Annotated in this window: 13 protein-coding genes; 1 reads left to right on the plus strand and 12 read right to left on the minus strand. The window is 40.2% G+C overall.

Going from position 1 to position 15,738, the window contains the following annotated elements:
* Positions 1-6: 6 nt before the first annotated feature.
* From grxC to AC012T_RS07400, 12 genes are all read right to left on the minus strand, one after another.
* Positions 7-270 carry a glutaredoxin 3 gene (grxC, locus tag AC012T_RS07345; protein ID WP_487064416.1) on the minus strand — a complete coding sequence of 88 codons (264 nt, stop codon included), beginning with the start codon at positions 268-270 and terminating at the stop codon, positions 7-9.
* Between the two features lie 341 nt (positions 271-611).
* Entirely contained in the window at positions 612-2,348 is a 1,737-nt protein-coding gene (gene hflX, locus AC012T_RS07350) for a GTPase HflX (protein ID WP_487066501.1), read from the minus strand.
* A 156-nt stretch (positions 2,349-2,504) separates the two neighbouring features.
* On the minus strand, positions 2,505-3,092 hold the full coding sequence (locus AC012T_RS07355; RefSeq protein WP_487064418.1) for a hypothetical protein: 588 nt from the start codon (positions 3,090-3,092) through the stop codon (positions 2,505-2,507).
* Positions 3,089-4,414, minus strand: a complete 1,326-nt coding sequence (locus AC012T_RS07360) for an ATP-binding protein (protein WP_438889310.1) — start codon at positions 4,412-4,414, stop codon at positions 3,089-3,091. Before AC012T_RS07360 ends, AC012T_RS07355 begins: the two co-directional genes overlap by 4 nt.
* A 198-nt stretch (positions 4,415-4,612) precedes the next feature.
* Entirely contained in the window at positions 4,613-6,187 is a 1,575-nt protein-coding gene (locus tag AC012T_RS07365) for a tetratricopeptide repeat protein (RefSeq protein WP_487064420.1), read from the minus strand.
* 742 nt (positions 6,188-6,929) lie between these two features.
* Positions 6,930-7,430, minus strand: coding sequence for an FHA domain-containing protein (locus AC012T_RS07370; protein ID WP_487064422.1), 501 nt, complete (start codon positions 7,428-7,430; stop codon positions 6,930-6,932).
* Positions 7,431-7,889: 459 nt separating this feature from the next.
* Entirely contained in the window at positions 7,890-10,298 is a 2,409-nt protein-coding gene (locus AC012T_RS07375; protein ID WP_487064424.1) for a heavy metal translocating P-type ATPase, read from the minus strand.
* Between the two features lie 193 nt (positions 10,299-10,491).
* Positions 10,492-10,677, minus strand: a complete 186-nt coding sequence (locus tag AC012T_RS07380) for a hypothetical protein (protein ID WP_487064426.1) — start codon at positions 10,675-10,677, stop codon at positions 10,492-10,494.
* A 43-nt stretch (positions 10,678-10,720) separates the two neighbouring features.
* Complete coding sequence (locus AC012T_RS07385; RefSeq protein WP_487064428.1) at positions 10,721-10,996, minus strand: TM2 domain-containing protein; 276 nt, start codon at positions 10,994-10,996, stop codon at positions 10,721-10,723.
* Positions 10,997-11,851: 855 nt separating this feature from the next.
* Complete coding sequence (locus AC012T_RS07390; RefSeq protein ID WP_487064430.1) at positions 11,852-13,432, minus strand: CPBP family intramembrane glutamic endopeptidase; 1,581 nt, start codon at positions 13,430-13,432, stop codon at positions 11,852-11,854.
* A gap of 200 nt (positions 13,433-13,632) precedes the next feature.
* Complete coding sequence (locus AC012T_RS07395; protein WP_487064432.1) at positions 13,633-14,205, minus strand: phycobiliprotein lyase; 573 nt, start codon at positions 14,203-14,205, stop codon at positions 13,633-13,635.
* 73 nt (positions 14,206-14,278) lie between these two features.
* Positions 14,279-14,959 (minus strand): HEAT repeat domain-containing protein, encoded by a 681-nt coding sequence (locus AC012T_RS07400; RefSeq protein WP_487064434.1) that lies wholly within the window; start codon positions 14,957-14,959, stop codon positions 14,279-14,281.
* A gap of 191 nt (positions 14,960-15,150) precedes the next feature.
* On the opposite strand from AC012T_RS07400, the gene AC012T_RS07405 reads away from it, so the two are divergent.
* On the plus strand, positions 15,151-15,702 hold the full coding sequence (locus AC012T_RS07405) for a YciE/YciF ferroxidase family protein (protein WP_487064436.1): 552 nt from the start codon (positions 15,151-15,153) through the stop codon (positions 15,700-15,702).
* The last annotated feature ends 36 nt before the right edge of the window (positions 15,703-15,738 follow it).

Consider the following 15,738-nt stretch of genomic DNA (forward strand, 5'->3'; position numbering starts at 1 on the left):
CTGCATCTACCCCGCAGTTAGCAAATCATCCAATTTACCTTGACGATCTAAAGCATAAATATCATCACAACCACCAATGTGATCATCATTGATAAAAATTTGGGGTACAGAACGTCTTCCATTTGCCTTTTGAGACATTTGATTTCTCGCTACCTCATCTCCATCAATGCTGTATTCAATAAAATCAACGCCCTTGTTCTTAAGTAAGCTTTTAGCACGTATACAAAATGGGCAAGTAGCCCAAGTGTAAATTTCTACTTTTGCAGCCATAACATTATCTCTTTGATCAAATACTTTTTAATTTTAGTCTGTTGCTAGTGAGAGTGAGAAATCCGGGTTACCTGAGTTCGGAGTTAGGAGTTTCTCCTATGCCTACGGCACGGCTTCGCCGAACGGAGACGCTACGCGAACGGAGTTATGATTTTTAAGAGCGAGAGAATAAGGGTTTGAAACTCCTACTTGTGGCGAGTTTTCCACAAATTATCTTATGTCGAACTCACGTCGGGTTAGGTGGGAAGAAAAACCCATAAATCATAATGAAACCTGAGCAGAGAGGTCATGATCCACTTCCCCACCCAGGTTTAAGTCTAATGAAACATAGGTAAAACTATTTACCCATCATCAACCGCGTATTCAATCAACTGAGATAGGCGATAGCGGAGGTTTTCTAAACCTAAACGCTGACTAGCTGAGATAAATATCGCTAGAGGAAATTCTTCCTTCGCTAAAGCTAGTGCCTCGCTACTAACTTGGTCAATTTTGTTAAAAGCCACCAACGCCGGGCCAGGAGTTATGGGCATTTGGGCGAGAATTTCCCTAACTGCGCGAATATGACTTAACCAGGCAGGATGGGACAAATCCACCAAATGTAATAGGGCATCAGCTTCTGTTACTTCCTCTAAAGTGGCGCGAAAGGCATCCATTAAGGAGGGGGGTAACTTGTGAATAAACCCTACTGTATCTGTAATTAGGGTTTCCTGGGGTTCATTGGTATCCGCATTGGGAATAATTAAGCGGCGTGTGGTGGGGTCGAGTGTGGCAAAAAGTTGGTCGGCTGCGTAAACTTCGGCGTTAGTAAGGGCGTTGAGCAGGGTAGACTTGCCAGCGTTGGTGTAACCCACTACAGCGACAGACGGAACTTCTCGATGTTGTCGTCTTTGACGTAACCGACAACGATGTGCTTGTAACTGGTTAACTTCTTGTTGCAGTCGGGAAATCCGCTTTTGAATAGCCCGTCGTTCTGTTTCTAGTTTTGTTTCACCAGGGCCTCGTGTCCCAATCCCACCCCCTAGTCGGGACATGGTTTTACCCCGACCTGTGAGTCGTGGCAGCATATATTCTAGCTGTGCTAGTTCTACTTGTAATTTACCTGCACCAGATTGGGCGCGTTGGGCAAAGATATCTAAAATTACTTCTGTACGGTCAATGACTCTGACCCCAATTTGTGCTTCTAGGTTACGGATTTGAGCCGGTGAGAGGTCACGATCAAAGACGACAAGGTTAGCGCCTAAGGTTTGGGCTGTGAGGGCGACTTCTTGGACTTTACCTTCACCAATGACGGTTTGAGGATGAATGCGCGATCGCTTTTGTTGCAATATTTGTAAGACATCTCCTCCAGCCGTATCCACTAACCGCACCAATTCGGCGATGGTGTCCTGGAATTCTTGGCCAGTGCTGCTATCAGTGACTACACCCACAATGACGACGCGATCATGATCAGCATCTACTTCTTGAGCGATGTATTCACGACGGAATTCCTCTTCTAAACTTTCTATCAAGTCCAGAAAATCTTGTTCGGCGATCGCATCTAAACTCAAAGGTGGCGATATGCTGGAATAGGAAGCTGAGTCTGGCGTACTAATTCCCCCAGCCTGAGTTAAGACTAGCTGTTTACTATTAGCTACTAAATGAGCTAAATAAGCTTCTTTCACATAGCCTGCCGCACCACCACCCCGCTTTGTGAATCCCGTACCAGTAATATTCAATACTACTAAAGCATCTAATCTTTGCAGTGCCATTGCTGTCAATGCTGATTCATTGGGCGGTTCTGGCTTGAGATGGGTTGCTATACAGCGAATACCACTCAGACGTTCCGCACCGTAACGGGGCAGTTCTAGCGGTGGAATTTGGGTTTGACGCGGAGTGCCTACCCCCACCCGGATAACTTGTCCGCGACGGTTGAGGTAGGCACATACAGGCTGATTTAGTTCTGTGCTAATTGCTGCCAGACGTTGGGCGAACTCGGATGTTGTGATGCGATCGCCCGATATACGCTGATGGTACAGCCGCTGTAGTTGTTTCAGATGGCTGGACTTCAAACCTTGCAAATTACCAAAGATGGTCTCTATAGACGTACATGACCAGCGAACTGGCCCCCCCTAATTGTTCTATTGTCTATTTTACAACAAGCTTTGGGTTGCACGCTCTATCTTTTGAGGGAGGAAGCTTTTGTCCAGCTTTCCCAAATAGATAGAGTTCACCTAAAATACTAATTTTTTCAGTACTCAGCACGAGCTAAACGCCTCACTACTGCTGATGCTAGATGATTGTTCCTGGACTAATTCTGGGATTGTTGTTAATTTCAATACACTTGATGATTTCCAATCAAAAAAGTCCTGGGAGCGATGAATGAAATAATCTATTACAAATGGATGTCCCAAAAAAACAAAAATAACAGGAATTTTATCCCTAATTAGTTCTCTTTTTTGGTTTAAATGGTCTAGAATTGGCGGGACATTGCTTAAATCACTGTAATGTGTTTCCGTTATTTCACCAAATTGCTGTTTTTCATACTTATAAAGCGAATATTCTAGACCTGTAATCAATAAAATATCAAATCGCTTGTTAGTATAAATATCTAGTAACTGGTCATACAGAGTATCAATTGGCTCAGTTAAGCGTAAAACTTGAATGTTTTTATCAGGTAAGAAGAGGGAAATTTTATTAATTAATTGCTCTGCTTCTCGATTTAAACATTGTACAAAAAATAAGCCAAATCCCTCTTTGCGCTTCAGAGCAGTGATGAGGTTTTCATATTCTTCGTATTCCTCAGCAGGTACATCTTGATCCCAGTCACTAAGCTCTAAATTCATGGGAGTTTTTCTATAGCTTCTTTAAATTCCTGAATGCCTTGAATCAATGGATGAATATCATACCAGCGATGCATCTCTCCTTCTTCATCCAAATAGCGGTATTCTAAAAGGCAGCGATTAAACATCAAATTGCGATACTGATCATCATTAATGATCCGCTTAGACCGGGAGACTTCTGCCAACAATATCCATTGATGGTTTTCTACTGCGCGGCGGTAGGTATCTCTAGCTTGAGTGATGGCTCGTCGAACTGCTCTTTCAGAAATTGGTAAATCTTGAGTGCGACCTATGGCATCCTGTGTTAACAATAGCAAATTTCTGACGTGACCTCCACTCATTAAACAAAGCCTTTCTAAAGTTTCGCGGTTATCGAATATGGCTGTTTCTAGGGGTTTATCTGGGGCAAACTGCCTAATTCGCCGGTAAATCACTTCTTTAACTTTATTTATTCCCGGTTGATAAATTTCTCCTTGTGGAGTTCGTACCATCACCATTGGCAATATTTGAGGATCACCATATACATCCCGAAGATCCGTAGCCCTGGTAGAATAAACCATGGCAATGGGAACAGTGTAAATCAAATGGCACTCCAAAGCTTTGAGTTGCTCACACCGATCTAAAAAAACTTCTTCATAATTGGTACGTTCCCCATCTTTTACCAAGACCATACGGTCTAGGTTATCCACTATAACCGCTAGTTTATTTCTATCTTTAGGTAGATGTTTTCTGACATCAGCCAGAAACTCATTTAAAACTTTAATCAAAGTGACGGTATGAGGATTGACTTTTTCCCGGATTTGTTGACGTAATTCGGGAACAGCCCTTAAATTTGCCGTTAATTTAGCAAACTGACTAATTTGCATTTCTACATTCATATTCTCGATTTGAATGTCAGTCAGTGCCAAATCTTTCAAATCTTGCCAACGGTCTTTGAGCCAATTGAGAACAGGTTGAGGATTACCAATTGTTCGCAAATCTTTGAGTAGCCGTCGAGTACAAGCAAGAAGAATATCTGTATATTGAGCATCTTCTGAATCAATATCTTCTTCGTCAGCAGCAAAATAAACTACATAAAATTGTCTTTCTTCTAGATATTTCTTTAACTTCAGCAATTCTGTCGATTTACCTGCACCTCTATGGCCGGAATATAATTGGCAAGTGTATTGATTTGCCAACTGAATCCGATTTCCTAATTCTTCCAGAATATCTGCATCTCCTCTGACATCTTGACAGTCTACATAGTTAGGATCTCCTGCGGGTAGTGGTTGAAAGGGGTTAAAAGCATTGTAGAGATTTTTTAGTAATTCAGAATTGTTGGTCATTGGTAAACAGTTTGGTATTTATGGTATTAGGGATGCTGAAAATTAATCAAAACAGGCAATATAATTTTAATCGCAAAAATTATAAATGTCAGAATATTAAAATAATTTATTACAGATAAAACACAAATATTAAATATGTCCAGTAAGTTTTGTTTTTTTAATTAAAATTAACCCCAAATTATGGCTAGATAGAAGGGATTAAGAAATCGTTCCTTGTATTAAAGCTTGAAAGCGAATATCTTCCCGAATTAAATCAAAATCAGAATCAGATTTTGCCATTTTTCCAAATTCTTCAGGGTTGAGATTAATCGCTTGCTGTAAGTTTTCTACCGCTTGCACAACATGACCATGAAGAGCATAACAACAAGCTTTATTGTACCAAGCAAAGTTATCATCAGGTTTCAATTTTAGTGCTTGGTCATAAGAAAATATTGCTTCTTCAGTGCGCCCTAAATCATCGAGAGCGTTACCTCTATTGTTCCAAGCATAGTGGTCATCAGGTCTAATTTTTAGTGCTTGGTCATAGGAAAAAATTGCTTCTTCATTACGTCCTAAATTCCGCAACGCAATCCCTCTATTATACCAAGCGTAGTGATCATCCGGTTGAATTTTTAGTGCTTGGTCATAGGAAAAAATTGCTTCTTCATTACATCCTAAATTCCGAAATGCAATCCCACGATTATTCCAAGTATAATGGTCATTAGGTTTAAATTTCAGAGCCTGATCATAGGATAAAATTGCTTCTTGATTACGTTTTAAATTCCTGAGAGCATTAGCCCGATTGTACCAACAATAATGATCATCAGGTTTAAATTTCAATGCATTTTCATAGGATACAATTGCTTCTTCGTTTTGATCTAAATTACGTAGAGCATTGCCCCGGTTATACCAAGCATAATGGTCATCAGGTTTAAATTTCAGAGCTTGGTTGTATGATAAAATTGCTCCTTCATGTTCTTCTAAATTACGTAGAGCATTACCCCGGTTATACCAAGCATAGTGATCATTCGGTTTAAATTTTAGTTCTTGTTCATAGAATGTAATTGCAGTTTCGTATTCATTTGCAGAATAAAGTAAATTTCCTAATTCAAATAGTAAACTGGCTTTATTATTATCTGTTTGATGTTTTTCTGTGAGCAGTTCTTGAATTTCTAGAACTTTTTCAATTTTTTCCTCAGGAGTCAGTCGCAGATATTTTTCATAATCTCCTTCTAGCAGCAAACGGCGTGATTCTTCTTCAACTAATTCTGGTGTGGTCGGTAATTCATATACTCCAGAACGCCAATCAAAAAAATCAGGAGCGCGATGAATTAAATAGTTAAGGGAAAATGAGCGTAATAAAAAAACAAACCGAAATGGAAAATCATCCCTAAATCTTTCTCGTTGTTGGTTGAAATGATTGAGGATTGGTGGTACTTTAGTTAAATTTATAAATTGTCCTTCAGTGATTTCACCAAAGTTCCTTTTTTCATATTTATATAGGGAATACTCTAGACCTTTAATTAATAAAATATCAATTTGTTGATCTTTAATACAATCAGCTACTTGTTCATATAACTTATCAACTGGTTCAAGCAAGCGTAATACAGCAATTCTTTTTTGGGGAATATCATTAGGAATCTTCGCAATAAAACGGTCTGATTCCACAGGAGTACATTGGACAAAATATAAACCAAACCCTGACTTCCATTCCAGGGCGCGAAGTAAGTCTTGATAAACTTCTTCCGGTTCTGGTGGTAAATCATCATCCCAATCAGTGTAATTTGATGTCATGCAAATTCTATCATTAATGCTTTTATAAAAAATGTTGCTGTGCAATGATTCGGGATAACACCCTTTCTATGTAATACACCGTTAAATCAACAATTTAACTATGTATTAAGCAGGTGGGCAGAATAAAACCAAACTGTGTCAATAAAAGTAAACAAGGCTAAAATCCTTTTTCCCCTTGCCCCCTTGCCTGATCCCAACGACAATTTTTAACGCCGAACTACTTCTATGGAGAAATTAGTTTTCCGCTTTGGTTGCATTTCTGAAGCATCAAATGGATATCTACTTTGTGAAGTATATCTTGAGCTAAAAGCTCATGTTATGATTCAAGTCACACTGATCATGTCCTGTTCCCTATTAATTCAGATGCAGTAAGGGCTTGAGAGCTTAAATCGGATTTATAAAAACAATTTTTAAGAAGCAAGGAAAGAATGTTTAAGTGTCGAGTGTTTTGTGATTTAGTAAAAAATATACACTTTAATTCCAGTTTAATTACTGAGGTTGCAAATAAAAATTACGCTATCTTAAAAAGCTAAAATTGCTCAAAATCCAACTATCTTCTCAATTGTTGAGGATAGAAGGATGAGAATATCTATAGGGTAAGGTCTGAATAGGTAGGCTTTTAGCAATTGTTATTCCCCCATCTGTAGCAAATAGGGGAATTATGGTGTTAGCTTGCGTCTTTAGTTGTTTGTTGTAAATGCTTGCAAGTGTTCGTTGAATTTGTAAGTTAAATGCTATTGAATTAGTCTTCCATATCCTCTGTCATGCCAGGGTTGATAAGTGTAATATCATACTCAACTGCATCAGTTTGCCCAGGGCGGTGAGTATTCTTTAGCAGATAATAAATGGCCCTTACTTGGGGTCCAAAAACAATTTCGTCTTCATTTTTTAGATCATGGGCTGGTATTTTGCGTCCATTAATCATTAAACCGTTGGAACTAGGCTTTCCTTTGGGATCACCATCCACAATCCGGTAATAATAACTCTGACTATTATTTTTGCGTGGTAATCTGACCAATGTGGCATGATGACGGGATACAAATTGTGACATTAAACGAATATTACAGTTACGGTCTCTACCGATTGAATAGACAGGGTTTTCTAAAGGAAACTCTTTGCGTCCTTGATCGTCTTCTATAATCAGTAGATGGTTTTCATTGAGTTCTGCTGCCATTGACAGATGGTTACTAAGATTGGTTGGACTTTGATTTGCAAGTGTTGGTGGGGTATCTTCTTTTAACATTTTTCCAGACAAGGGATGTAATTGTAATATTGAATTTAATAAGTATTAAAACTACATATTATTAAAGTTTAATTTTTTAAATTACTAATTTTTTGTATAAAAAACTGACACTTTAATATTTTTTTATGTATTGTTACAGAAAAAATGTGTTTGAGGATATAGGCTAGGTGGTTGAATACCATACCTGCTCAAATCATGATAGCAGATGTAGACAAACTAAGACTCACAACACTTGCGTCTCCCTAGCCTATGGCTTTAAACCCTCTATACTATCTATCTGCTGGAGATGAGACTAAATGGTTGATTTCAAAAGAAAGGTGAGTAGTCTGTTTAAACACAGACTCCTTGGTGACAGAATTCGAGGAAAGAAATACTGAGGCTTATCTGGAGGTTTTAGGCTAGAAGGCGAGTTTTGGCAGTTTTTTAACTTATTTCCCTAGTATGCCTCCTCAAGGGATGTCAAGGTCGATGAGCAAGGCTTCGTAATAAAACTGAGTTGGTGACAACACTTACTGAACTAAAAGCCATGAGTGCGGCTGCACTGGAAGGGCTGAGGACAAAACCTAAACTGGGTAATAAAACACCTGCTGCTAACGGGATACCAAATGTATTATATGCAAAAGCCCAGAATAAGTTTTGGCGTATTTTGTTGAAGGTGGCACGACTGAGTTGAATTGATTCAACAACATCGCTAACTTGATCGCGCATGAGGATAATTTCGGCTGTTTCCATAGCTACATCTGTGCCGGAGTGTAAAGCAATGCCGACATCTGCTTGAGATAAAGCAGGTGCATCATTGATGCCATCTCCTACCATAGCGACGATAGATTTGGATGGGCTGAGATTTTCTCTAGTTTGAAGAGATTTAATAGCAGTGGCTTTTTTAGCTGGAAGGATACCTGCCATGACATTGGTGCTGGGTATTCCTAGTTGCCCTGCGATCGCACTCACGGCTTCTAATCTATCACCGCTGAGAAGAATTACTCGTAAACCCATTTGTTGTAACTTCTCGACTGCGGCTTTTGCATCTGGTCTGAGGCTATCACTCACAGCAATTAATCCGATTAAAGTACCATCAACGACAACGCTAATTACTGTTTTCCCTGCTGTTGCTAATTCCTGTGTTTGCTGTTGTGCTGTTTCGCTGATAGCTATTCCATGCCAGTTCAGCCAGTCTGTGTTACCTAAGAGTACAGTTTTGCCTTCTACTAGAGCAGAAACTCCCATTCCTGGCTCAGTGTGAAAGTCTACAGCATGGGGAATTGATAAATTTTGTTGTTTTGCTGCTTGGTGGATTGCTTTAGCTAGAGGGTGATGTGTACCGCTTTCTACGGCTGCGGCTAGTTGGATCAGGGATAAATTTTCCTCTGCATTTTCTGCCAATAGCAAACAATCTGTAACTGTTGGTTTACCTGTAGTTAGAGTTCCGGTTTTATCAAAAACTATTGTATCTAGCTGGTGGACTCGTTCTAAAACGTCACCACCTTTGATTAATAAACCCCGTTCTGCACCTATACCAGTACCGACGAGAATAGCAGTGGGGGTGGCTAAACCTAAAGCACAGGGACAAGCGACGACCATCACAGCAATCGCTAATTTTAAACTAATTAACAGCGGTGAGTAATGTGTACTTGGTTGATGATGTGTCGAGTGACTCATCATTTCCATCCCACCAGCAACGTTAATTTCTGGCCAAATGTGAGTACCGAAAAAGTACCAAAACACAAATGTCAACAAAGACGCAGTTAAAACCCCATAGGTAAAATAACCAGAAACAGTGTCTGCTAATTTTTGGACAGGTGCTTTGCGAGTTTGGGCAGCTTCTACCAAAGCGACAATTTGCGCCAAAGTAGTATCATTACCTGTTCTAGTGGCTTGAATAGCGATCGCACCAGACTGGTTAATAGTTCCCGCTGCAACTACATCTCCTAATTGCTTCATAACTGGAACAGCTTCCCCAGTTAACATTGATTCATCTACAGTAGTTTGTCCAAAGCGCACCTCACCATCAACAGGAATTTTATCTCCTGGTAGCACCTGCAACCATTCACCAACCCGCACTTGTTCCGCAGGTATCTCGACAATATTCGCTCCTGAAACTAATTTCTGTGAATCTGGGTTAGCAATCAATCTCGCTATCTGGGGTTGAAGTGCTAACAACTGCCTAAATGCCGCCGCAGCGCGACCTCTAGCTTGTTGTTCTAACGTCCTGCCCAGGAGGATAAAGCCCAGCATCATCACCGGTTCATCAAAAAAGCATTCCCAACCCATTTGCGGAAACAACAGCGCCACCAAACTGGCAGTATAAGCCGTCAAAGTTCCCAAACTCACCAAAGTATTCATATTTGGCGCACCCCGTCGCCAACCGCGCCAACCATCTATAATAATAGGGCGACCGGGAATGAGTAGCGCCACCGTAGCTAGTCCACAGTGGAACCAGATATTATTTAAAATCGGGAAAATCGTATTCCCAAAATGACCAATTCCTGAAAATAGCAACAACACCCCAGCAACCACCAACTGTCTGAATGCAGCTTGCATTTCCTCTCGTTGTCTAGCTGCTGATGCCTCTAAGGCTGATTTCTGGTTTGCTAATGTGGTGTTGGCTTTGCGTGTTTGAGTAGGAAATCCCGTTGCTGTCAATGCCTTTGCCAGTGCATCAGGATCTACTGTACCAATTTCTGCTTCTACAACAGCTACTTCTGTCGCTAGGTTGACACAGACGTTTTTAACTTCAGGATGTTGATTTAGCTGTCTTTCAACTGCTGTCACGCACCCAGCACACTTCATACCCCCAACATCTAAAATAATTTTTTCTGTAATTGGGGTAGATTCTGGGGTAAGTTCAGTTTCTTTTAGAAGTTGCATGGCAGGTTTTTAGATTCGCTACGAAAAATTAAATGCCTGACAAAAGGCCTGTCTACTTCGAGCGTAGACGAAATCTGAAACTATGACCAAGCGTCAATTATAATATTTACGCTTTTGACATACTCCCTGCCCTCAAAGCGATGCATTGAGCTTGTCGAAGTGGGCGAGGCTTTAAACCCATTTTTTTGGTCAACTATCGTCGATGACGACTCCAGTGCAGATGAGTCATATATATCACAGATGCAATCTGCACAGGAATCATAAAAATCAGGCTTTTGTAAAAATAGTTGATTTCCCAACAAGATGTAGTGCCGAAATAAGCCATACTTACCAGCAACAATATGACCCAAGTAATTTGTTTAGATTTGAGGATTGGCATATTATTAGGTAATAGGCAATTATTAAGTAGCCAAATATAAATTCTAAAACCAGCCCTGCTTATTCACAAAGTAGGTATTGACAAAATCCTCATGGTTTTTATTCAAATAAATCATACCTTCAATTAAACCTATGAGTTGCATAATTATTAATGTAAATCCATAAGTCAGAGAACCACCAACTATAGAAATGACTAACATAATAAAACCTTCTGGTGCGTAACCAAGAATAAATTTATGTAGTCCAAATCCGCCAAAAATAATACCACAATAACCAGCTAAAAGTTGTTTAGTAGCGTGAGATGGGTTGAGATTAGCCATATTTATTGATACTCTTGAATGTGCGATGTATGATTAAATTCATTCATGAAATAAGAATAATTAAATATATTTAGGAACTAAATATACTTTTCTTCTGATAGTAAAAGTACGCCTTCAAGCATATTTCGAGTACATGGGGTAAAAATTTTATCCCAAAACTATGCGACAAAAGGCTGTTACTCCTGAATGCTGTAATATCAATAGCTAGGAATTGCTGTTCGCGTAGCGTGCCGTTAGGCATAAAAGTATTTCCGTTAGGGCTAGGAGTCAGGAGTCGGAAGAGTTGTGAGTACCAAGTACCGAGTGCTTGACTCTCCTTCTTACTCGTTACTCGTTACTCGTTACTCGTTACTCGTTACTCATCGCTATGTACTGGCTTTGTATATAGGTTTCAATTTAGATTTTGTAACTCCTAACTACGCAAACTGCTGTATATTTCAACAACACCTGAAAATATCATATTCGTTGATGGTTGTTAGTAAATTGGCTCACAAATTTCCGTGCAGCAGGTTTACAGATTTATCAGACAATATGCTGAAAACCCCAGAATCAAAACCTAAAAAGTTTTTGGTTTGAGGGTTTGATGTTTTTTAGGCAAAAGAGTTTCAAAAGCGCAGCATTTCTCGTGAGGAGAATAACCCTAATAATCGGCAAAAACTTGTCATACTATGCTAGTATTTACAGGCTTATAGAGATTATGTCCGGACTTTTTTGAGTTCGCTATAGTTATGAGGATACATTTTTTTGCGGAGTTGTCAGTGCATATGCACACAGAAAAATTATCTGTTTGTGGAATCCTTTTTAATTGTTGATGTAATCAAATATTTTGAATTTTTACAACCGTAAATTTTAGTATTAATTATTTCCACTACCTAAGAGAAATAAACTGAGTAATGTGCCGCTATTCCAGAGGCTGTGGAGGAGCATAGGGGCAAGGAGATTGCGCGATCGCGTGTAAACTATTCCTAATACCATCCCCAAAGCAGTAAGAGGCAGAATTTCCGATAAGCTGAGGTGAGCAGCAGCAAATAACAAGCTACTGGCGACAATGGCTGCCCAAACTGGAATGTAACGAGTTAGAGAGGGCAACAAAAATCCCCGAAACAGAAATTCTTCAAAAAATGGCGCAGCTATCCCAGCAGTAAAGAAAAATATCCCCAATGCGACGTTATCTTTACTTTCCAACGCCAGTTGTAACAGTGGATTACTTCCACCCTGTCCATTCCATAGTTGTTGATTAATCAACGACACTACCACCACAATCGGTAAAGCAGTGCAGTAGCCACCCAATCCCCACAGAAACCAATTACTTTGAAAACGGAAGCGGAACCAGTCTTCTGAGAGGGGTAAATAGCGCCTAATGGAAAAATAAAGCACGGATAGCGCCCCGAATGCAACTAGCAAGTAACTCACCAACACAGAAAAAGCCTGGACTCGTGCATTACCTGTGCCACGAGGAATCGGTAAGGTGTTTAAAATTGCGGGTATAAACAATTGTCCCATCAGGAAAAATCCCAGGACAAAAACCTGTAAAACTGTTTCTGCATTCCAAGGAGTAGTCCAAGGCTTTTCACCATTTTCAGCTAATATAGATTCTCTTCCCTTCAGTAAACGCTGAATCACCAAAGCCACCAGCAGTATGACACCAATTAACGCTGTGAAACTGGGAATAGTAGCAATTATTGCTAATTTCCATACTGCATCAGTAGCAGCAGCTTGTTGAGCAGCGAGAACATCTGCGAGAACATCTTCACGTTGTTGGAGTTGGTATAGCTGAATCAAAGCAGTAGACTGAAACCAACCTTCTAAATTTTTTTGAATAAGTTGTTGAGAATTGGGGAGTAGACGAGGGGGGTTACTCCAAACTCCATTTAATACCTTAGCTGTTTCGCTAAATTCTGGTTTGATATCTGAGCGTTGCTGTACTTGACTCCAAGTTGTGAGGGCATTTTCTATTTGTCCTTGTTTGGCTTGTAAGATTCCCAGCCGCAAGTCTAATTCATCCCGCAATTTTTGCAGTTGTTGAACAGACTTTTTTAACTGTTGCTGCTGTTCTTGAAGAGAGGTTTTGGTTTCTAGAGGGTCGTTTGGTAAGGGTTTAGGAGGTGTGACAGCAGTAATATCAGGCAAGAGCAATTTTGCTAATTTGATTTCAGCTTTATCTAAATTAGTTTGGACAGACTCACGCGCTTGTTGATATTGCTTGGTAGCACTTTCTAAAGGTTTATCACCCAGTATCGCTGCCCGAATTGCGAGAAAATTATCGTTGTTGCTATCTTCTGGCTGCCATGCTTGGGCTTGTAAGACAATATTGGTTTGGTATAATTCCAAACGACTTTGGAACTGAGGTTTTTGCCAGCTACCAAATAAAGACAAGCCGGACAACATGAGTGCAAACAATGTCAGCCCAATTAACAGCAACCGCTTAAGTGTCATCTATCCCCCTTTGACTTATCCAGTAGAGAGCATACGCCCCTTGGAAATTATATGCTAGTCCGGCTGGTTGGGTAGATTTGATCTCAGAAGATAGAAGCAGGGGGCAGGGTGCAGGGTGCAGGGGATAAATACCAATTATCCATTAACAATTACCCATTACCCATTACCCATTACCCATTACCAATGTCAATATTCAGGTTTTATCCTGCGGGTGCATTAACTGCATTAGCAGCCTCAGCCGCTTTGGCCGCTGGTGTACTACCCATACGAATTTCTGAAGTAAAAGAAGCCATACTAAACCCACCAAATCGCTTCAGCACACTTACCCGCATCCGTAAATTGGGACTGGCAAACCACAAGCGTTCTTCAGACCACATGGTTTCATATTCAGTAATGAGGGTAAGAGCGCCATCATTGCCCATTTTATAGCTGCCAGCAACGGGGGCTTTTTCCGCATAACCCATTTCCCGCAGTAATTTACCTTCGTCTGGGTTATCTACATCAGGAACGGTGGCTAAGACGGTAGAACCTTGGTGTTTTTCTTCATCCCATTCCATTGTTCCGTTCCAGGTAACTCGCGCACCACAGGAAGCTGTACTAGGTTCAATTTCATACTGTTGACACAATTTGATCACTTCTGGATGATCTGCGGCCAGCATCTCAATCACGATATCTGATTTACCATCTTCCGATTGCTTAAAAGCCAGATGGTGACTGGTGCGATGAGAAAACCATTTACCAGCACTTAACTCAAAAAACTCTTCAATATTCATAAATCAAATGATCCTGTATCAAAATTCTAAAAATCCTACTTTTATTATTAAAATCTAGCAGGAGTCCTTTAACTTAAACTTGCTTATCTATTTCTTCCAGTTTTTTCAAAGAAATTCTCGCAGCTTCAGCAACATGGGGATGACTGTCTTTTTCCAGGTATTTCAAAGCTGAGATACTCTTGGGTGTGGGTAGATTACCCAAAGCTTCAGCTAGACGTTGCCGCACTAACCAATCCTCGGCTTGGGCAAAGCGCAGGATATTATCTACAGAGTCAATGGATTTAATTTCTCCCAAAGCGGAAATAGCAGCTTGTTGGATGACGACTTCTTTGCTATCCAGTGCTTGAATGAGGATTGTCCGGGCGCGGGGGTCTTTAATGTTACCAAGGGATACGGCGGCACTAAATCTTACTAGCCAGTCGGTATCTTCATAAAATGCCCGTGATAGGGCTTCTAATGCTCTGTTATCTCCTAAATATCCTAAAGCGCCAGCGGCATCAGCACGGATACCATAATCTGGATCAGTTTCCAAAATTTTCACCAAAATAGGATAGCATTCTGGGGTTTGTTTGATCCCTAGAGCAAATACTGCCATTGAGCGCAGTTGGAGGGATTCATCATCTAAGACCTTTTTAATTAAAGGTACGGCATCTTCTGGGGATATGTGGCGCAAGTTGGCTAAGGCTACCATGCGATCGCGCAAATTTGGACTTTCTAACTGGGTAGAAATTATCTCTAAGCTGGGAACAGTCATTATAGTTAAAAGCGTTTTCTTTACTTATCTTTAACTTTAACGTAATTCACTACTTAAGCCCCAAGACCGATGCTGATGTATTCAAATTAGCAGTCCGATTTAACACTCAGGTATGAAGAGAAGACTGAAAAATCAACGTAGGGTTGAGGAACGACTGTCAATCACAGCGTTAAATATTCAGGAGATTCACAATGGTTCAAATTACTGAACGTCCAGGAACAAAGAAAATCACCAATTCACAAGATAAGTTCATCTATGAAGTTGGTGTGATGTATGATGCTGAAAATCGCTTCTTAGAAGCCCAGCAGATGATCTGGCAATGTTGTCAAAACCATCAGTTACAGTCTTTAGTTGAGACTCATATTAGCGAAACTGAGCAGCAAATTAGTAACCTAGAGCAAGTTTTTAATATCTTGGGAACACAACCACAACGGATTACTTGTGATGCTGCCGCTGGTGTGATTAGTGATGGTCAAAAATTCATGCTACTGGCAGCAGATAGTCAAAAAGTTCTGGAACAGGGGATAGTAGGAGGACAATTAACAGTCGAACATTTGGAAATTGCCTGTTATCGCTCTTTAATAAAATGTGCTGAACAGATGGAACAAAAACAAGTTGTACAGTTATTACAGCAAAACTTGCAACAAGAAGAGCAAACAGCACAAAAGCTAGAGCAGTTAATGCCACAATTACTGCAAGAAACAAAGTCTAGTGATGGCAAGACTACTGCGAGATCTCGCTAATTTAACTGTAAATAAATGTGACTTCGATGCACCTCT

It is taken from the genome of Anabaena sp. EIM26 (genome assembly GCF_057568715.1).